Raw genomic sequence first — 18,468 nt, forward strand, 5'->3', positions numbered from 1 at the left:
GGGAGCGATTGATGCCAGCCGCAGCTGCAATAAAGGTGATGGTGGTCGACGACCAGACCAGCATGCGCGCGATGATCCGCCGGACCCTTCAGGATCTGGGTTTCAGGGACGTCCGCGACAAGCCCGGTGCCGTCGAGGCGCTGGGCTCGGTGCGGTCGGATCGCGTCCACCTGATCATCTCCGACTACAACATGCCCGACATGGACGGGCTCGAGTTCCTCGAGCAGGTGCGCAAGGATCCGGTGATCGGCAAGACCGTCTTCATCATGCTGACGGGCTCCGCCGATCGCGAGATCGTGCAGAAGGCCGCCGCGCTCGGCGTCAACAACTACGTCGTGAAACCGTTTTCGTCGGCCGTGCTCAAGGAAAAGATCGAGCGCGTCTTTGGCGAGCTGTCGTAACGCGATGCGCAGGGTCTCCATCATCCAGGGCGAAAACCACGTCTCCGGCGACGCCGACGTCGTCATCTCGACTCTGCTCGGCTCGTGCGTCTCGGTGTGTCTTCAGGACCCCGAGGCCCGGATCGGCGGCATGAACCATTTCCTGCTCGGCGAGCCGGGCAAGGATCAGCAGGTGCAGCGCCAGGACATGCAGCGCTACGGCGTCCACGCCATGGAGCTGCTGATCAACGCGCTGATGCGCAAGGGGGCCAACCGGTCGCGGCTGCGCGCGCAGATCTATGGCGGCGCCAACATCATCGCCGGGCTGGGCTCGATCGGCAGCAGCAATGCAGAGTTCGCGCGACGCTTCATGCAGACCGAGGGGATCAGGATCGGACAGTGCGACGTCGGCGGCAAGCAGGCGCGGCGCGTCGAGTTCATCCCCTATGACGGCACGGCGCGGTGCCGCGCGCTGGCCGAGATGCCGGCGATCGCTCGAAAGCCCGTCGCGATGCCGACGGGGGGAGGCGATGTCGATCTGTTCTGACCCCCGCCCTCCCAGCATGCCGCTCTCTTTCGGATAGGTTACCCCTGCAATGCCTCACGTCGATCGCCACGCAGCCTCGCTCATCTGTGCAATAGCAGACGAGATCCGCGACGTGCGCGCCCTGATCGAGAAGCTCGCGCATACGCTCGCCTCCGACGAAACTTTCGTCATGGCGTATATGGACCAGTTCCAGGTCTTCGATCTGGTGATCCAGCGCGCCGACGAAAGCGCGGACCTGCTCGATCGCATGGCCGAGGGATCACGGTCGCACGACGCGATCGACCAGGTCCGCCTGACCCTCTTGCAGGACAGGCTGCGCTCCGCACTGTCCGACGCGGCCTGATCGCCATGGCGGCGCGGTCCAACACTCCGGAACGGCCGATCGTCATCCGCAAGGTGAAGAAGGGCGGCCATGCGGCGCATCACGGTGGTGCCTGGAAGGTCGCCTATGCCGATTTCGTGACCGCGATGATGGCGTTCTTCATGCTGCTCTGGCTGCTGGCGAACCCGGACAAGGAGCGGCTGAAAGGGCTCGCCGAATATTTCTCGCCGACGTCGCCAAACGCGTCGAGCTCGACGACGCTGACCGCCAGCCCCGGCGACCAGCCCGGGCTGGGCGGACGTACCCGCCGCGCGCAGGCGGACAGCAAGACCTCGACCGGGCAGCCCTCGGCCGAGTCCGCGAAAAGCGGCGCGGCGCGCGGCGGCAGCGCCAGCATCCCGGATGCGTCGATGCGAGTGATCGCGCAGGAAATGCGCGTGGCCATCGACTCGGTGCCAGAGGTGGCGGACGCGAAGGACAGCCTGAAGATCGAGCCTGATCGCGACGGCGTGCGGATCAGCCTGATGGATACCGCCAACCGATCGATGTTCGTCGGCAGCACCGCGGCGCTCAATCCGTTTGCGCGGATGATGCTCGGCGAGATCGCGCGCAAGCTGGCGAAGTCGGGCGCGCAGATCGCGATCGAGGGGCATACCGATGCGACCGGCGGGCAGAGCGATGCGAACTGGCGGCTGTCGGGCGATCGCGCGATGGCCGCGCGGACCGCAATGATCGGCGCCGGGCTTCCCCCCGACCGGTTCGCCGAGATCGTCGCGCTCGGCGCGACGCAACCCGTCTATCCGGGGCAGCCGACGCGTCCCGAGAACCGCCGCATCACGATCGTCGCGCTTGGCGAGGCTCCCTCGCTTCCCAGCGACGTCAGTTTCAAATTCTAGCGAGGGCGACGCGTGTGAAACCCGCTTTGCTGGCCCCCATCCTGCTCACCGCCGGGCTTGGTCTCGGCGGTGGCACGGCGTATGGCGTGCACACGTTGCTGCCGCCCGCCGCCGGCGCCCCGGCAAAGCCCAAGGCCGAGACGACGAGCTTCACCCCGACGGGCAAAATCCTGGCCCCGCTGGTGCTCACCGACGGCCGCCTGTCGGGCTATGTCTCGTTCGAGGTGCAGCTGGAAACCGGCGAGACCGACGTCGAATTCGTGACCGCGCGAATGCCGATGCTGCTCAACGCGATCAACATGCGCACCTTCCGTACGCCGATGGCCGCTGGCCCGGACGGCATGCTGCCCGATCTCGAGCAGTTTCGCCGGGTCGTGATGGTCGCCGCGAACGAAGCCTTCGGACCCAGGATGGTCCGCCGTGCAGTCATCACCCAGGCGACACCGGCATGACCGCGCCTGTCCGTCCACCCCGTCACGACGGGCCATCAGCAGAGGAGAACGCCATGGTTAAGCGTGTTGCGATCGACCCCGCCACCGCCGCGGGCGCCGCCCCGGCCGCCAACGCCGTCGCCGGCGCGGCAAGCGGCGAAGGGATCTCCGATGCGCCCGCGGACGTGCCCGCAGACGTGACCGCCGAGGCGCCCGGGTACGTTCCCCGCGATCCGCGCCTGACGACGATCCTGCTGGTCGCACGGATGTCGACCCGCGGCTGGGACGATCTGTGCTGCGTCCGCAACATCTCGGCAGGCGGCATGCGGATCGACACGCTGGTGCCGCTGGTCGTGGGGCAGGATATCGACATCGAGTTCAAGAACGGCATCATCGTCCAAACGCAGGTCGCCTGGGTCGGCCGGGGCGAGGCCGGGCTGCGCTGCTACACGCCGATCACGATCGAACGCGTGCTGGCGCAGCCGACCCTGGGCCCCGTCACCGCGCTGCGCGCACCCCGCGCGCCCCGCCTGTCAACGCTGTGCCCGGTGGCGCTGCGATGCAACGGCCACCTGTTGCGGGGCAATTTGGAGAATATATCGCAGGGCGGCGCGCAGGTGCGGTTGTCGGCGCCGACCCCGGTCGATGGCGCGATCGTGCTCATCGCCCCCGGACTGGGTTCGATCCACGCGACGATGCGCTGGCAGACCCGCGACGTGGTGGGGATGGCGTTCCTCGACACGCTGGGGTTTGCCGATCTGTCACGCTGGCTGGCGAGCAGCCAGCGCTTCAGTGCGGACGGGACGGGAGACCCTAGCCCGCAGTGCCAAAGCTCCTGATCAGCGAGCCGGCGACCAGCGCCCAGCCATCGACGAGCACGAAGAAAATGATCTTCATCGGCAGCGCGATGGTTGGCGGCGGGAGCATCATCATCCCCATCGCCATCAGCACCGCGGACACCGCGAGGTCGATGATGAGGAACGGCAGCAGCAGCAGAAACCCGATCTCGAACGCGCGACGCAGTTCGGAGATCATGAACGCTGGCATCAGCGTGGTCAGCGGCATGTCGGCGCGCGCCACTGGCGGCTTGCCGGACAATTGCGCGAACAGCCCGAGATCGTCGTTGCGGACGTGCTTCAGCATGAACTGGCGGAACGGTTCGGCGGTGCGCGTGAACGCCTGTTGCTCGGTCAGCCGCCCCTCGCTGTAGGGACTGACGCCCGCCTTCCACGCCTGGTCGAAGGTCGGCGCCATCACGAAGAACGACAGGAACAGCGCCAGGCTGATGATGACCGGGTTGGGCGGCACGCCGGGCGCGCCGATTCCGGTGCGGAGCAGCGACAGCGCGACCACGATCCGTGTGAACGAAGTGACGGTCATCAGGATGCCGGGCGCGAGGCTGAGCACGGTCAGCATCAGCACAAGCATGATCGCGCGGCCCGATACCGATCCCGATCCCAGCGTCACCGATGCGGTCTGCGCGATGGCGGCGGAGGGGAGCAGCATGGCAAACGCGACTACGATCGCGATGAGAAGACGCTTACGCAATTGTGGAATCCTTGGCAGCGGCATCGCCGCTCGTGCCGCCGGCGCGGACCCTGTCGACCAGCGCGGCGAAGCTCGGCAGTGGCGTCGAGGGTTTGCTTGATGCGAGGCGCTCACGGTCGCGCGCGGCGCGTCGGGCGTCGTTCGCGGCCTGGTCGACCGCGTCGCGCACCAAGGCGGTTTCGAGCACGAGATGCCCCTCGGGGGAAAGCAGAACGAGGTGTTCGCGGCCGTCGCGGCGGACCAGCGCGATCATCCGGCGCGCGTCGACGGGCAGCGTCTCGATCAGCTCCAGCCGCCGCTCACGCGCACCGATGGCACGCCCGGGCAGCCGCAGGTCGTAGCGGCGGACCAGCCACAACGCGCCTGCGAGAATGCCGAGAACCGCGCCGAGCCCGCCGATCGTCCGGAGCAGCGACAGCAGGTCCATCAACCCCTCACCCGCTGGACGACTTCGCTCACCTCGAGCGACATCTGGTCGCCGTCGACCATGATGCGCCCCTTGGCGACCAGCTCGCCGTTGACATAGACCAAAGTCGGATCGTCGTGACCGCAATCGAGCGGGATCATTGCGCCGCGCCCCATCTTGAGGATCTGTCGGATCGGTACCTGCGCGGATCCCAGTACGATCGACATGTCGACATAGATGCTCTCGAGGACGGACATTGCGACGCTTCTCCCTTGCGATGATTATAGGAAAAACTTTCCGCTCGGCCGTCCGGCTAGGCAATTTTTGCCTATAACGAGGAGGCAGGCCGACACGGCCGGTGGAGACGACCAATGGACCTCAAGACATCGCTGCAGGTGTCCGCCTCGGGTTTGCGCGCGCAGTCGCTGAGGATGCGCATCATCGCGGAAAACCTCGCCAATGCGGATTCGGTAGCGCGCACTGCGGGCGGCGATCCGTATCGCCGCCGCCTGCCCAGCTTCAAATCCGAGGTCGATCGCAGCAGCGGCGCGGCGGGCGTCGCGATCGCCTCGATCCAGTCGGACCGGAGCGCGTTCCAGCGAGTCTACCAGCCGGGCAGCCCCGCCGCGGACTCGACCGGCTACGTCAAGAAACCCAACGTCAACGGACTCGTCGAAGCCGCCGACATGAAGGCCGCGCAGCGTTCGTACGAAGCCAATCTCAGCGCGATCGAGGCCGCCAAGAGCCTGACGATGCGCACCATCGATCTCCTAAAATAAGGATCATCCTGCATGTCGATCGGAGCCTTTGACGCGGTATCGGCCTATGGCCGGGTACTCGGCGCGACCCAAACCCCCAAGATCGCCGAGACCGAGGCAGCTCCTGAGACCGGCGGCAGCTTTGGCGGGATGATCGAGAAACTGGTGAGCGAGACCGCCACCAGCCTGCGCAACGCCGAGACCGCGAGCGCGAAACAGGTCGCCGGCAAGGGCGACCTGATCGACGTGGTCACCGCGGTCGGCGCGGCGGAAACCGCGCTCGACACCGTCGTCGCGGTGCGCGACCGGATGGTGAACGCCTATTCCGAAATCATGCGCATGCAGATCTGAGCCGCGATGACGCCGTTCGCCGCGATGGAGCTGGCCAAGGCCGCGATGATGCTGGTGCTGACGATCGTCGGCCCGATGCTGATCACCTCGTTGATCGTCGGCGTCGTGATCGGGCTGTTCCAGGCGCTGACCCAGGTGCAGGAGATGACGCTGACCTTCGTCCCCAAGCTGCTGGCGATCGGGATCGTCATGCTGCTGTGCCTGCCGATGATCGGCCATGCGCTGGCCAATTTCATGGCGGTGGTCAGCGACCATATCGTGCGCGGCTGAGCCCTCAAGTGGAGGCCCTCCCCGCGCAGGCTGTCGGCTTCCTCGTCGTGTTCGCGCGCGTCGGGGCGGTGCTGATGCTGCTGCCGGTATTCTCCGAAGACGCGGTGCCCGGCAAGATCCGGCTGATGCTGTCGCTCGGCATGAGCGCGGGCCTGTGGGGCCTGCTCGGGCCGCGCATTCCGGTGCTCGCCCCTGACAGTACCGCGCTGCCCGGGATGCTGATCGGCGAGATCCTGACCGGGCTGGCGATCGGCATGATCATCAAGATCATGTTCCTCGCCGCGGCGATGGCGGGATCGATCATCAGCCTGCAGGTCGGTCTGTCGTCGGCGCTGATCAACGATGCGAGCCAGGGCGGCCAGGCCGCAGTGCTGTCGAAGCTGGTCAGCGTCGCCGCCGCGGTCGTGTGCATGGGGATGGGCGTGCACCATCTGTGGGTTGCGGGGATCGTCCATTCCTATACGATGTTCCCGGTCGGCGGCCTGCCCCCCGCCGCGGATTTCGCGCAGCTCGCGATTGCCACCGTCGGCAAGGCGATGAGCCTGGCGATCAGCCTGTCCGCGCCGCTGCTGGTGTACGGCATCGTGTTCAACATGGCGCTCGGCCTGTCGGTGCGATTGGCGCCCGCGATCCAGGCGTTCTTCCTCGCCCAGCCGCTCAACCTGCTGCTCGGGCTCGCGCTGTTCGCCGGGCTGATCGGCGGCATCCTCACCGCGTTCGCGTCGAGCATGACGCTGTGGTTGCAGACAGGATGGGTCTGAGCGATGGCCGACGACCAGAAGACGCATGACCCCACCGACAAGAAGCTGTCCGACGCGCGTGCGAAAGGCGACGTGCCAATGTCGGGCGAGATGCGTCATGCGGTGATGTTCATCGCTGCGATCATCGTCGCGGGCGGGATGGGTAGCTGGACGCTCGCGCGGGTCGGGCCGTTGCTGGTGCGGCTGTGGGGCGGCGCGGACGACTATCCGCTCGATCCCGATGGCGCACAGCATTTCGCGACCGGGATCCTCGCCGCGGTGGCGGGCGCGATGGCGCCGCTGCTCGCGCTGCTGCTGGGGTTCGCGCTGCTGATCCTGCTGGTGCAGGGGCGGCCGACCCTGTCCTGGTCGCGGCTGACGCCCAAATTCTCGAAACTGTCGCCGGTCGCGGGGTTCGGCCGGATCTTCGGCAAGCGCGCGTTGGTCGAATTCGCCAAGACGCTCGCCAAGTTCGCGGTCGTCATCACCATCGCGACGATGGTCACCGCGCCGCGCCTTGTCGGGCTCGACCAGCTGATCGATGCCGAGCCGCGCGCGATCGCCCAGGCGGCGGGCGCGCTGGTGCTGCACATGATCCAGTCGGTCGCGATCCTGGTCGGCTGCATCGCCGCGTTCGACTTCATCTATCAGCGCCACGCCTTTCTCCAGCGCATGAAGATGTCGTTCCAGGAGGTGAAGGACGAACACAAGCAGAGCGAGGGCGATCCGAAGATCAAGGCCAAGATCCGCTCGATCGGCATCCAGCGATCGCGCCGGCGGATGATGGCGGCGGTGCCGGACGCCAGCGTGGTCGTCACCAATCCGACGCATTATGCGATCGCGCTGAAATATGATCACGGCGCGATGGCCGCGCCGGTGGTCGTCGCGATGGGGGTGGACGCGGTCGCGCTGCGGATCCGCGCGGTCGCCGCGGAGGCGGGCGTGCCGATCGTCGAGAGCCCGCCGCTCGCGCGTGCGCTCTATGCCAGCGCGACGATCGACCGGCCGATCCCGACCGAGCATTTCAAGGCGGTCGCCGAGATCATCGGCTATGTCATGCGCCTCGCGAAACGCCGGGTCTGAGTGCGATCAGGCGATGATGTCGTGCTTGGCGAGTTCGACGCGGACGCGCAGTTCGATGTCCTTGAAGAGTTCGCGCAGTTCGGCGTCCTCGGGTTCGCCGAGCGCCTCGCTCCACGCGGCAATCTCGTGCAGGCTTTCGACCGCGGGCAGCCCGGCCATGAGCGCGGTATCGAGCCGTTCGAGCGCGCGCAGACCGCGATCCGCGACGAGTGCCGCGCGGCGGCGGCTTTCGGCCGGGCGTTCGGACGCGGCGAGCGCGACCATCATCTCGACGCTCACCGACACGGCGATCGGCGCGGGCGCCGTTCCTTGCGGAGTCGCCGCCTCCGCCACGGCGAAGCGCGCGACCTTTGGCAGGGCGCCCGCCAGCAGCGTCTGGATCGGAACGATGGGGCCGGTGATGCGCAACGATTTTCCCGTGGGGGACGTGGGGCCGCCCCGGTCTTCCTATAATACACTTAGCGCACAAATCCTGGGATCACGCGAAATCCATGCATTTTCTCCGCCCAGCCCTGGCGACGCTCCTCGCCCTTACGATGATCGCCGTGCCGCTGCCGGCGCTGGCGGGGCCGCGGATCAAGGACATCGTCGATATCGAGAATGTCCGGCCCAACCAGCTCGTGGGCTACGGCCTGGTGGTCGGGCTGGCGGGAACCGGTGACCGGCTGCGCAACGCGCCGTTCACCGAGGAGACGATGCTCGCGATGCTCGAGCGGATGGGCGTGAGCGTGCGCGGCACGCAGATGCAGACGCAGAACGTCGCCGCGGTCTCGATCTCCGCGACGATGCCGCCATTCGCGCGCGCCGGCTCGCAGATCGACGTCCAGATCTCGTCGCTCGGCGATGCGAGCAGCCTGCAGGGCGGCACGTTGCTGGTGTCGTCGCTACGCGCGCTCGACGGCGAGATCTATGCGGTGGCGCAGGGCCCCGTCGCGCTGTCGGGGTTCAAGGCGCAGGGCGCGGGCGCCAGCGTGACGCGCGGGGTGACCACGACCGCGCGGATCGCGGGTGGGGCGATCATCGAGCGCGAAGTGAACTTTGCGTTCAAATCCGCGACCAGCCTGAAACTGGCGCTGAAGAACCCCGATTTCGCGACCGCCCAATATGTCGCCGCGGCGATCAATGCGCGCTTTGCCGGCACCGCCGAAGTGCTCGACCCCGCGACGATCGAGATCGCGGCGCGCGGCAGCTTCACGGGGTCGCTGATCGCGCTGATCTCCGCGGTCGAAAATCTCGAGGTGACGGTCGACCAGCCCGCGCGGATTATCATCAACGAGGCGTCGGGGACCGTCGTGATGGGCACCGACGTCCAGATCAGCCCGGTCGCGATCGCGCAGGGCGGGCTGACGATCAGCGTGACCGAGACGCCGGTCGCCTCGCAGCCCGCCCCGCTGTCGAACGGGACGACCGCGGTGCTGCCGCGCACGCAGATCAGCGTCGACGATGGCGCGGGCAAGTCGCTCGCGCTGTTGAAGGGCGGCACCTCGCTCAAGTCGCTGGTCAGCGGGCTCAACACGCTGGGCGTCAGCCCACGCGACCTCATCACCATCCTCCAGGCGGTCAAGAGTGCCGGCGCGCTCCAGGCCGAGATCGAGGTCCAGTGATGCCCGTTACACCCGTCGCACCCTCGGTTACCGCCCCTGCCCCCAGGCCCGCCGCCAAGACGGCCGAGACCGCCGAAAAGTTCGAGGCGGTGTTTCTCGGCCAGATGACGCAGTTGATGATGGAGAGCGTGGACACGGGCGACGCATTCTCGGGCGGGCACGGCGAAGCGATGTTCCGCGGCGTGCTCGCGGAAAAGCTCGGCACCGCGATGGCGCACAAGGGCGGCCTCGGGCTCGCCCCCGCCGTCCTGGCACAGATGATCAAGATGCAGGGGGATTCCGGCGATGGCCAATGACTTCATCGACATCATCACGTCGCTGACCGCGATCATGGAGGAAGAGACCGCGCGGCTCCTCCAGCCCGGCCGGCACAGCGATTTCGGCGAGATGGCAGCCGCCAAGATCAAGCTGGTCAGCATGCTCGAAGGCTGGATCCTCCAGCATGATCGCACGGACTCGGGCTGGCTCGCGCGGCTCGACGACGAGGCGCGCGAGCGGCTGAGCGCGGCGATCCTCCACCTAGGCACCGCCGCGCAGGCCAATGCACGCGTGCTCGAGCGTCAGATCGACCTGTCGACCGAGATGATGGCGGCGGTAGCGACCGAGGCGCGCCGGCTGTCGGGCACCCGGCGCGCCATCTATGGCGCGACCGGGATCCTGTCGCGGACCGAGGTGGCGACGCCGATCTCGATCAACGCGAGCCTCTGAGCCGCGCGGCTGCGGCGCTACTGCCCGCGGCCGATCGCACTCTTCAACAGACCAAGCTGCTTGCGGTACAGGCTGGTCATCGCCGCGAAATCGGCCTGGATCTGGCCCATCTTGAGCAGCTGATCCTCCAGCGCGACGTTGTTGCCGTCGGGCTTGGTCTCGGACGTATCGGCATCGAGGACGATGTTGCCCGCCATCGGCTGCCGTGCGCCGAGCGCGGTCATGCCGCTGGTCAGCGCGATACGCGGCCGGGCGACCATCGGCTTGCCAGCATCTTGGGGCAGCAGGCTGGAGAAATCGGGGGCGACGACCTCGCGCGCCTTGAAGGCGGGCGTTTCGCTGTTGGCGATATTCTGCGCGATCACGCGTTGGCGCTCGGATAGGTTCTTCATCGCCTGACCGATCCCGGTCATCAGCGACGGCGTGGATAGCGACATTGGCTCAGACTCCTGTCAAAAACGTGCTTACCGTGGTGTCGGCAACGGGCGTCAACCGATCGAGCGCCGCCTTGTACGACGCCAGCTGCGCGGATTGCGCGGGCGTCAACGCGGTCGATTTGAACCCGTTGGTCAGCGCGGCCTTGCCCGCATCCCAGTAGAGCGAGCGATACGCGGTCTGCGTCGTCGAGATCGCGCTCTTGAGCACGGTCAGCGACGCGGCCGCATCCTTGGCAGTCGTGACGTTGAGCGCATCGGTCAGGGCGAGGCCGAAATTGCCGCCGGGATGGACCCTGGGCGCGTTGCGCGCCGTAATCGGGGGGACCGCGAGCCGGCCGGGTTCGATCCCGAGCTTGGCGAGCGCATCCTTGTCGCCAGCGCCCGCGATCAGCGCGACCGACGATCCGGCCTTCGCGTCGATGTGCAGCGTCGTCACGCCCGCGACCGTGGTGGTCGCGACGCTCGCCTTGGAGCCGGTCAGCCGGCGGACCCGATCGCCTAGCGTCGCCAGCGTATCGTCCGCCTCGATCACGACCTTCCTGACCGTCCCGCCCTGCACCTTCAGCGAGAATTCGTCGCCCGCGCGCAGGCTGGTCTGCGCGATCAGCTTGACCGAGGCTTCGGGATTGAGCGTACCGCGGTGCAGTCCGAGCGCGCCGAGCGCGGTGTCGCCACCGCTCGCCGCGGCGATCCGCACCGGCTCGGTGCGGGTCGCGGTCTGGCCGAACTGATTGATGTCTTCGAGCGCACCGGTGGTGCCGTCGAGGCGGGTGACGAAGCCGTCGACCGCGCCGCGCGCCGCGCCGTCGAGCGCGCCGGTGGTGCGCCCGCCGACATAGAGCGCGCCGTTCATGAAGGCGACGCTGTCGATCTGGTCGTCACCCGCACTCGCGATGTATGACGTGCTCGCGCCCGACAGGCCGCCGTCGATGCGGCTGACGAAGCCGTCGCGGCCCGCCCCCATCGCGGTCGTCTGCGTGCCGTCGAGCGCGGTGCTGGTCGCGCCCGCCACCGCGATCGTGCCGTCGGCGGCGACCGCCAGCGCGCGCGCATCGGCCTGGCCGAGCGACAGCGTCGCCAGATCGGTGCCGATCGCGGTGGCGTTGATGCTGCGCAGCTTTGCGTCGCCGTTTTCGTTCGTCAGCGCGAGCAGGTTGCCGTCGCCGCCGATCGCGAGCGCATTGACCGATTCACTGCCGCCCGCGTCGATCGTACGCCGTTCCTGGAGCTTGCCCGTCGCATCCAGCCGGGCGATGAACGCATCGCCGCCGCCCGTCGCGGCCTTGCCGCCGATATAGATCGCGCCGTCATTGCCGACCGCGAGCGCGCTGGCGGTATCCGCGCCCAGCGCGCGGACAACGGTCGCGAACCGTTCGTCGCCTTGCCCGGAATAGCGCGCGACGAGCATGTCGCCGTCCGTGGTGGCGCCGTCGAAGCGGCCCGACACGGTGCCCGCGACGGTAACCTCGCCACTGGCCGACACGCTGACCGCAGCGCCCTGTGCGGCGCCCGATGCGCCAAGGCTGCGCTGCCAGACCACGCCGCCCGCGCTGTCGAGCTTGGTCAGCAGCAGATCGTTGCTGCCGCCCGATCGGTTGGACTGGAGATCGCCGCTGGTCGTGCCGACCGCATAGCTGAAGCCGCGCGCGTCGGTCGCGATCGCCTGCGTCACGGTGGGCGCGGCGATCGTGACCGGGGTCGGCTTCGCGCCTTTCGCCGGGGCAATGGCGGTGAGCTTCGCGCGCGCCATCGCCGCGGAATCGACGCCGGCGATGCTGGTCTGGAGCGTGCGATCGAGCGCGCCCGCCGCGTCGCCGAACTTGAGGATCTGCGTCGTCGCGGGCGCATCGAGCGCGGTCTGGCCGGTGGCGACGACGAGCGCGTCGGGCGCGCCGACCTGATCGATCGAGACGCGCTCGGCACCGTTGGGCGCCTTGACCCCCATCCCCCATTTGCCCGAATTCTTGTCCGGCAGGAAATGCACCAGCCAGCGCGGCGACGGATTGCCCTCCGCGTCGAGCACGACCGAGCCGTCGGGATTGCGCAGCGGGATCGCGTGGATCGCGCCGTTGATCGCCGCGCTGATCGAATCCAGCGTCGGCGGCTGCACCGTCTTCGCCAGATCGACCGTCACGCTGTCGCTCGCGCCAGGTTTCTCGAGTTTGATCGTGAACACTTCCGCGCCGGTCAGACCGGGGATCGGTGCGTCGCGCGCGGCGAGCTGCCCCGTCGGCGCGACCTTGGTCGGGTCGGTCGCGGTGACCGCCAGTGTCTGCGCGCGCCGGGTCGGCAGGCCGAACGACAATTCGACCTTGTCCGCGGGTGCCTGCCCCAGATACGTCTGCAGATCCGCCAGCCCCTTGGCGAAGGTTGCCTGCAGCGCGGTGCGCTCGGCCTCGGTCGTCGTCGTGCGCGCGGCGGCGGTGGCGAGCAGGCTGAGCTTCGAGAGCGCCTTGTAGGTGGTGAACGCGGTCTGGATGTCGAGCGAGCCGGCGTTGGGCATCGACACCGACGGATCGACGATCGACGCCATCTGGCGGATCGCGGCGATCTGCGTCGCTTCGGGTGTTTTCGCCGCCGGCTGTTTCCAGGGCGGCGTGGTCGGCGCGAGCGTGAACTGCGCTTTGGCGGCCCGCACCGCGCGGGTCTCGACGGGGGTGGAATCGGTAAAGCTGGAAAAGCTGTTGCTGCCCGACAGCGCCGAAAGGGCAGTCAGCCCGCTGGACAGATTAATCGTCATGTCGTCGCACCTCCCGATCCGTTTTCCCGCCTTTCTCCTATAATAGAGCCAGAACCGGCCGAACTGCGCCTTTTCCCGCTATTATAGGTCCGAATGCCGATGAACATGATGGCACTGTCGACCCAGCCCCCCGAAATGAAGCGATTTTCCGGCCCCGAACGCGCCGCCGCGCTGATGCTCGCGCTCGGCAAGGAGCATGGTGCGCCGATCTGGGATCAGCTGTCGACCGACGAGGTGCGCGAGCTGTCCGCGGCGATCTCTCACCTCGGCCGCGTGCCGTCGGTGGTGGTGGAGCATCTGCTCGTCCAGTTTTCGGGCGAGGTGTCGAGCATGGCGTCGCTGCACGGCTCGTTCGAAACGACCGAACGGCTGCTCGAAGGGATATTGCCCGACGACCGCGTGCGTGAGATCATGGAGGATATCCGTGGCCCCTCGGGTCGCACGATGTGGGACAAGCTGTCCAACGTCAGCGAAACCGTGCTCGCGACGTATCTCAAGAACGAATATCCGCAGACCGTCGCGGTGATCCTGAGCAAGCTAAAGCCCGACCACGGCGCCCGCGTGATCGCGGCGCTGCCGCGCGAGCTGTCGGTCGACGTGATCCTGCGGATGCTGCGGATGGACACGGTGCAGAAGGAAGTGCTGATCGAGGTCGAGCACACGCTCAAGAACGAGTTCATGAGCAACCTTGCGCGGTCGCAGCGCCGCGATCCGCACGAGACGATGGCCGAGGTGTTCAACGCGCTCGACCGCGCGACCGAGGAGGCGATGCTGGCGGCGCTCGACGACCGCGCGCCCGATAGTGCCGAGCGGATCCGCGCGCTGATGTTCACGTTCGAGGATCTCGGCAACCTGATGCAGCCCGCGATCGCGGCGATCGTCCGCAATGCCGACAAGCGCGAGATGGCGCTGGCGCTCAAGGGCGCGCCGCTGCCGATCAAGACGCTGTTCTTCGGTTGCATGACCGAACGCGCGGCCAAGCTGCTCCGGTAGGACATTGCCGCGCTCGGGCCGGTACGCGCACGCGAATGCGACGAGGCGCAGAACGCGCTGGTGCGGCTGGCCAAGTCGCTCGCCGATCGCGGCGAGATCGTGCTGGTCGATCCCAATAGCGACGATGCGATGATCCTGTGATGCCCGTCCTGCGCAGGGCGGCCTGATCGATGGACGCCGCGTTTCACGTCAAGCCGTTCGCCTTCGATCGCATCTTCACCACCGCGCAGCCGGTCGTGCGTGATACGGCGGGCGAACTGGCGACGCTCAACGCCGAGCTCGATCTGCTCAAGCTCAGGTTCGACAGCGAGATCGCGATCGCGCGCGCCGACGGATTCGAGGCGGGCCTCGCCCAGGCGCGCGAGGAGATCAGCGCCGCACTGCTCGCCGCGACCGATGCGCTGCACGCGTCGATCGAGACGGTGGAAAGCGCGTTCGAGGCGATCGAGGAACGGCTGTCCGGGGTTGCCGCCGAGGTGGCGATGGCGGCGGCCGACGGGCTTGCGGGCCATGCGCTCGCGCTCGACCCGACCGTCGCTATCGACGCGGCGATCGGTCGCGTGCTGACTCAGGTCGCGCGCGGACAGGAGCTGCGCGTCCGCGTCCACCCCGATCTGGCCGAGCGCATGGAAGCGGTGATCGCCGAGCGGCAGAGCCGCGACCGCCGCCGCCTGTCGCTGACCGTGCTGCCCGACCCCGCACAGGCGATCGGCGACGCGCTGATCACCTGGGAACAGGGCGGTCTTGCGCTCGATCAGGCCGCGCGGCGCGCCGCGATCCTGGCCGAGCTCGGGATCGACCATCCCCCCGCCTGACCGCGACCCGGCAAAGTTTTCCTACCCGGCAAAGGCTTCCGCCCTCACCCTCCTATAATGAGCGGGAGGGGCCGAGGCCTCGCTCGCAACGGTGAGGCCGGTCTTGGACGGAGTGCGGAATTTCTTGGCGCAGCTCGGGACGCGACGCCTGATGATCATGGCGGGCGTCGCACTGGCGTTGCTGGGCGTGCTGTCCGCGGTGGCGTTTCGCGGCACGACCAGCGAGATGGGCTTTCTCTACACCGATCTCGATCCGTCGGTCGCGCAGTCGATCACGACCAAGCTGACCGCGCAGAGCGTCCCCTTCCAGCTGTCCGCCGACGGCACCTCGATCATGGCACCGCAGGACAAGCTGGCGCAGCTGCGCATGGCGATGGCCGCGGACAAGCTGAGCGGCAAGGTCGGCTACGACGTGCTCGATGCCGAGGAGCCGTTCGGCGTGTCGTCGTCGCGCGCGCGGATGAACGAGACTCGCGCGATCGAGGGGGAACTCGAAAAGTCGATCCAGAGCCTCGACAGTGTCGCCGCCGCGCGCGTCCATATCGTGATGCCCGACCGCGCGATGTTCCAGGCGGAACCGCGCAAGGCGACCGCGGGCGTCACGATCAAGACGCGCGGCCGCCTGCCGTCGAGCGCGGTGCAGGCGATCCGCTATCTCGTCGCGTCGTCGGTGCCCGAACTGGCGCCCGACCAGGTGTCGATCGTCGACCAGTCGGGTGCGCTGCTCGCGCGGGCGGGGGAAACCGACGATGCGAGCGCGGCGCAAGCCGACGACCGCGAGACCGGTATCGAGGGACGGCTGCGCACGCAGATCGAGGCGATGCTCGAGCCGATCGTCGGCGCGGGCAAGGTGCGCGCCGAGGTGTCCGCGCAGGTCGGCCGCGACCAGACGCGCGAGGAGACCAATGTCTATGATCCCGACAAGCAGGTGATCGCGCACCAGACCACGGTCGAAAGCGGCGACCAGAGCAACGAGGCCAACGCGACCGCGCCGGGCGCCTCGGTCGCTGGGCAATTGCCGGAGAACCAAGGCGCCGCGGCCGCGCTCGGGGCGACGCCCGGCGGCGACACGCGGAAATCGGCCAAGACCGAAAATTCGGAAGATACCACCTATGCCAACAGCCAGACGCACACCGTCACGGTCCGATCGCCGGGCAAGCTGGCGCGGCTGACCGTCGCGGTAATGGTCGACGGCGGCAAGAAGGGGCTGCCCGCGCCCGAGATCGCGCGGCTGACCCGGCTCGTGCAGAACGCGGTCGGTTTCGACGCGGCGCGCGGCGACAGCGTGATCGTCGAAAGCATGACCTTCGCACCGAGCGATACGCTGGCGGACGCCGAGCGCAGCTGGTGGTCGTGGATCTCGGTCGATCAGATTCTCGGCCTGCTCAAACTGCTGGTGATCGCGGGCGTGGGCCTGATCGCGTTGAGGATGTTGCGGCCCAAAGTCGTCACCGATCCGGCCGCCGAGGAGGCGCGGCTGTTGATCGCGCAGACCGCCGAAGCGCAGGATCTGGCGAACCGCGCGATCAGCGGCGATCCCGACGCGCTGCTCCAGATCGAGGCGATGCGCGAGGCGGGCGACGATACCACGAGGCTCGACGAGGAAATCGCGCTCGCGCAGGTCGACGGCCGCATCAAGCTGTCGTCGCTCAAGAAGATCGGTGAGGCGATCGCCGGAAGCCCCGCGGAATCGGCATCGGTGATCCGCCAGTGGATGAACGCATGATGGAGCCCTCTACGCCTATGGATATCGACTCGCTCGGCCTCGTCCCCTCGCCCGACGCAGGCCCCGACGTGCCGACGCTCGAGGATTTCGGCCCGATCGAGGACCGGACCGAACACGCCGACAGCTATACCGGGCTGGAGGCGGTGCACGACGTGCCGGTTACCGTCCAGGCGGTGCTGGGCCGATCGCGGATCGCGATCGGCGACCTGCTGCAGCTCAAGGCCAATGCGGTGATCGAGCTCGACCGGCGCGTCGGCGAACCCGTCGACATCTTCGTCAACAACCGCCTGATCGCGCGCGGCGAGGTGGTGATGATCGAGAATTCGCTTGGCGTGACGCTGACCGAACTCGTCCGGCAGGAGCGCTGAATCGATGGACGACATGGGCCCCGTCCACCTGCTGATCGTCGGCGCCGCGAACGGCGCGCTGGGCGTCGCGGCCGACATGGCGCGCGCCGCGGGGGCGAAGGTCGTCGCCACGCGCACCACGATTGCCGCGTTGCAGCAACTGCGCGACATCGGCGGCGATATCGTGATGATCGACATCGATCAGGACATTGCCGGCTTCATCACGCAGCTGCGTACCGAACGGATCGCGGTGCCGGTGATCGCGTGCGGGATCGATGCATCGGCGGACCAGGCGGTCGCCGCGATCCGCGCCGGTGCACGCGATTACCTGCCCCTGCCCCCGCAACCCGACCTGATCGCGTCCGCCATCCTGTCGGTCGCGCAGCACGGTATCCGCATGGTCGGCGAAAGCCCCGCGCTGGCGCGCGCCACCGCCTTGGGCCTCGCGCTGTCGCATTCGCATGCGCCGGTGCTGGTGGTCGGCGAGCGCGGCAGCGGCAAGCAGAGCCTGGCGCGGATGATCCACGCCGCCTCGGCACGGCGCGGCCGGTTCCTGACGATCGACTGCGCTGCGGGCAATGACGACATCCTGGCGTCCGAACTGTTCGGGCACGCAGCGGGCGCGTTTCCCGGCGCAGTCGCGCGGCGACGCGGGCGGATCGAGGAAGCCGCGGACGGCACGATCGTCCTGCGCGACGCCGATGCGTTGTCGCTGGCGATGCAGGCGCAGTTGCTGGCGACGTTGCAGGGCCATGGCGGTCCGCATGGCGGGCACGACTTCTCGCCCGTGAGCGCGCGCATCATCGCGAGCACCGCGCGCGATCTCGACTCGCTGGTCGCGGCGGGACGGTTCAACGCGCCGTTGCTCGCACGGCTCGGGCTGGTCCGCATCGCCGTCCCGCCGCTGCGCGACCGCCGTGGCGATATCGCGATCCTGGCGCAGTATTTCGCCGAGCGGTTCGCGTTCCTGAGCGACCTGCCGGTGCGCGAGCTCGACGACACCGCGATCGCGGCGCTGCTGCGGCATAGCTGGCCGGGCAACGTCCGCGAGCTGGAGGACACGATCCACCGTGCCGTGCTGCTGAATGCCGAGCCGCGGATCGGCGCGACGGCGATCGTCACCGCCGACGGGCTGCCGCTCGGCACGCACCGCGCCTCGGGTGCGCCCGAAGCCCCGACGCCGGGCGCGTTCGTCGGCCGCACCGTCGAGGATGTCGAGCGCGACCTGATCCTGCGCACGCTGCGCCATTGCCGCGGCAACCGCACATCGGCGTCGACCATCCTCGGCATTTCGGTGCGCACGATGCGCAACAAGCTGAAGTCCTTCATCGAGGCGGGCATCGCCGTCTCGCCGGCACCGTGAGCA

At 68.2% G+C, this 18,468-nt stretch carries 24 protein-coding genes and 1 pseudogene; 19 read left to right on the forward strand and 6 right to left on the reverse strand.

Features of this window, described 5'->3' with window-relative positions; genetic code table 11:
• Positions 1-11 precede the first annotated feature (11 nt).
• The 6 genes from EV283_RS12960 (at position 12) to EV283_RS12985 (ending at position 3,415) form a co-directional block, all read left to right on the forward strand.
• A complete protein-coding gene (locus EV283_RS12960) occupies positions 12-401 on the forward strand; it encodes a response regulator (protein WP_207223125.1) in 390 nt (129 codons plus the stop codon).
• A 4-nt stretch (positions 402-405) separates the two neighbouring features.
• Complete coding sequence (locus tag EV283_RS12965) at positions 406-927, forward strand: chemotaxis protein CheD (RefSeq protein WP_130325921.1); 522 nt, start codon at positions 406-408, stop codon at positions 925-927.
• A 112-nt stretch (positions 928-1,039) separates the two neighbouring features.
• A complete protein-coding gene (locus EV283_RS12970; protein WP_242615957.1) occupies positions 1,040-1,270 on the forward strand; it encodes a hypothetical protein in 231 nt (76 codons plus the stop codon).
• 5 nt (positions 1,271-1,275) lie between these two features.
• A complete protein-coding gene (locus EV283_RS12975; protein WP_130325925.1) occupies positions 1,276-2,145 on the forward strand; it encodes a flagellar motor protein MotB in 870 nt (289 codons plus the stop codon).
• 14 nt (positions 2,146-2,159) lie between these two features.
• Positions 2,160-2,597 (forward strand): flagellar basal body-associated FliL family protein, encoded by a 438-nt coding sequence (locus EV283_RS12980; RefSeq protein ID WP_130325927.1) that lies wholly within the window; start codon positions 2,160-2,162, stop codon positions 2,595-2,597.
• 53 nt (positions 2,598-2,650) lie between these two features.
• The gene (locus EV283_RS12985; RefSeq protein WP_165391780.1) at positions 2,651-3,415 is read left to right on the forward strand and encodes a PilZ domain-containing protein; all 765 of its coding nucleotides are present in this window, start codon (positions 2,651-2,653) and stop codon (positions 3,413-3,415) included.
• Here EV283_RS12985 and fliP read toward each other — a convergent pair.
• The 3 genes from fliP to EV283_RS13000 are packed head-to-tail and all read right to left on the reverse strand — an operon-like array spanning position 3,390 to position 4,787.
• Entirely contained in the window at positions 3,390-4,124 is a 735-nt protein-coding gene (gene fliP, locus EV283_RS12990) for a flagellar type III secretion system pore protein FliP (RefSeq protein ID WP_130325931.1), read from the reverse strand. The genes EV283_RS12985 and fliP overlap by 26 nt on opposite strands.
• Positions 4,117-4,551, reverse strand: coding sequence for a flagellar biosynthetic protein FliO (locus tag EV283_RS12995; RefSeq protein ID WP_130325933.1), 435 nt, complete (start codon positions 4,549-4,551; stop codon positions 4,117-4,119). The genes fliP and EV283_RS12995 overlap by 8 nt, the downstream gene beginning before the upstream one ends.
• Complete coding sequence (locus EV283_RS13000; RefSeq protein ID WP_130325935.1) at positions 4,551-4,787, reverse strand: FliM/FliN family flagellar motor switch protein; 237 nt, start codon at positions 4,785-4,787, stop codon at positions 4,551-4,553. The genes EV283_RS12995 and EV283_RS13000 overlap by 1 nt, the downstream gene beginning before the upstream one ends.
• Before the next feature lie 114 nt (positions 4,788-4,901).
• Between EV283_RS13000 and flgC the strand changes: the two genes are divergently transcribed.
• The 5 genes from flgC to flhB are packed head-to-tail and all read left to right on the forward strand — an operon-like array spanning position 4,902 to position 7,732.
• A complete protein-coding gene (gene flgC / locus EV283_RS13005) occupies positions 4,902-5,309 on the forward strand; it encodes a flagellar basal body rod protein FlgC (RefSeq protein ID WP_130325937.1) in 408 nt (135 codons plus the stop codon).
• A gap of 12 nt (positions 5,310-5,321) precedes the next feature.
• Positions 5,322-5,639: a flagellar hook-basal body complex protein FliE gene (fliE, locus tag EV283_RS13010; RefSeq protein WP_130325939.1), complete on the forward strand. Its 318-nt coding sequence runs from the start codon at positions 5,322-5,324 to the stop codon at positions 5,637-5,639.
• Between the two features lie 6 nt (positions 5,640-5,645).
• Positions 5,646-5,909, forward strand: coding sequence for a flagellar biosynthetic protein FliQ (locus EV283_RS13015; RefSeq protein ID WP_130325941.1), 264 nt, complete (start codon positions 5,646-5,648; stop codon positions 5,907-5,909).
• Positions 5,910-5,917: 8 nt separating this feature from the next.
• Entirely contained in the window at positions 5,918-6,670 is a 753-nt protein-coding gene (locus EV283_RS13020; protein WP_130325943.1) for a flagellar biosynthetic protein FliR, read from the forward strand.
• A gap of 3 nt (positions 6,671-6,673) precedes the next feature.
• Entirely contained in the window at positions 6,674-7,732 is a 1,059-nt protein-coding gene (gene flhB, locus EV283_RS13025) for a flagellar biosynthesis protein FlhB (protein WP_130325945.1), read from the forward strand.
• A 6-nt stretch (positions 7,733-7,738) separates the two neighbouring features.
• Here the strand turns inward: flhB and EV283_RS13030 are convergent, their stop codons facing one another.
• Positions 7,739-8,140 carry a flagellar assembly protein FliX gene (locus tag EV283_RS13030; protein WP_130325947.1) on the reverse strand — a complete coding sequence of 134 codons (402 nt, stop codon included), beginning with the start codon at positions 8,138-8,140 and terminating at the stop codon, positions 7,739-7,741.
• A gap of 83 nt (positions 8,141-8,223) precedes the next feature.
• Between EV283_RS13030 and EV283_RS13035 the strand changes: the two genes are divergently transcribed.
• The 3 genes from EV283_RS13035 to EV283_RS13045 are packed head-to-tail and all read left to right on the forward strand — an operon-like array spanning position 8,224 to position 10,044.
• A complete protein-coding gene (locus EV283_RS13035) occupies positions 8,224-9,336 on the forward strand; it encodes a flagellar basal body P-ring protein FlgI (RefSeq protein WP_130325949.1) in 1,113 nt (370 codons plus the stop codon).
• Entirely contained in the window at positions 9,336-9,632 is a 297-nt protein-coding gene (locus EV283_RS13040; protein ID WP_130325951.1) for a rod-binding protein, read from the forward strand. Before EV283_RS13035 ends, EV283_RS13040 begins: the two co-directional genes overlap by 1 nt.
• Complete coding sequence (locus EV283_RS13045; RefSeq protein WP_130325953.1) at positions 9,622-10,044, forward strand: flagellar biosynthesis protein FlgN; 423 nt, start codon at positions 9,622-9,624, stop codon at positions 10,042-10,044. Before EV283_RS13040 ends, EV283_RS13045 begins: the two co-directional genes overlap by 11 nt.
• A 17-nt stretch (positions 10,045-10,061) precedes the next feature.
• On the opposite strand, the gene EV283_RS13050 is transcribed toward EV283_RS13045, so the two are convergent.
• Positions 10,062-10,481 (reverse strand): flagellar basal body protein, encoded by a 420-nt coding sequence (locus EV283_RS13050; protein WP_130325955.1) that lies wholly within the window; start codon positions 10,479-10,481, stop codon positions 10,062-10,064.
• Between the two features lie 4 nt (positions 10,482-10,485).
• Positions 10,486-13,221, reverse strand: coding sequence for a hypothetical protein (locus tag EV283_RS13055; RefSeq protein ID WP_130325957.1), 2,736 nt, complete (start codon positions 13,219-13,221; stop codon positions 10,486-10,488).
• A gap of 99 nt (positions 13,222-13,320) precedes the next feature.
• On the opposite strand from EV283_RS13055, the pseudogene EV283_RS13060 reads away from it, so the two are divergent.
• The 5 genes and pseudogenes from EV283_RS13060 (at position 13,321) to EV283_RS13080 (ending at position 18,465) form a co-directional block, all read left to right on the forward strand.
• Positions 13,321-14,355, forward strand: a pseudogene (locus EV283_RS13060) (flagellar motor switch protein FliG).
• Positions 14,356-14,384: 29 nt separating this feature from the next.
• The gene (locus EV283_RS13065) at positions 14,385-15,029 is read left to right on the forward strand and encodes a FliH/SctL family protein (protein WP_130325959.1); all 645 of its coding nucleotides are present in this window, start codon (positions 14,385-14,387) and stop codon (positions 15,027-15,029) included.
• A 151-nt stretch (positions 15,030-15,180) separates the two neighbouring features.
• The gene (fliF, locus tag EV283_RS13070) at positions 15,181-16,755 is read left to right on the forward strand and encodes a flagellar basal-body MS-ring/collar protein FliF (RefSeq protein WP_130326174.1); all 1,575 of its coding nucleotides are present in this window, start codon (positions 15,181-15,183) and stop codon (positions 16,753-16,755) included.
• Positions 16,752-17,123, forward strand: coding sequence for a flagellar motor switch protein FliN (gene fliN / locus EV283_RS13075; RefSeq protein WP_242615958.1), 372 nt, complete (start codon positions 16,752-16,754; stop codon positions 17,121-17,123). The genes fliF and fliN overlap by 4 nt, the downstream gene beginning before the upstream one ends.
• Before the next feature lie 4 nt (positions 17,124-17,127).
• Positions 17,128-18,465 carry a sigma-54 dependent transcriptional regulator gene (locus EV283_RS13080; RefSeq protein WP_130325961.1) on the forward strand — a complete coding sequence of 446 codons (1,338 nt, stop codon included), beginning with the start codon at positions 17,128-17,130 and terminating at the stop codon, positions 18,463-18,465.
• Positions 18,466-18,468 lie beyond the last annotated feature (3 nt).

The sequence above is a fragment of the Sphingomonas sp. BK036 genome (assembly GCF_004216825.1).
In the GTDB taxonomy this organism is placed as follows: domain Bacteria; phylum Pseudomonadota; class Alphaproteobacteria; order Sphingomonadales; family Sphingomonadaceae; genus Sphingomonas.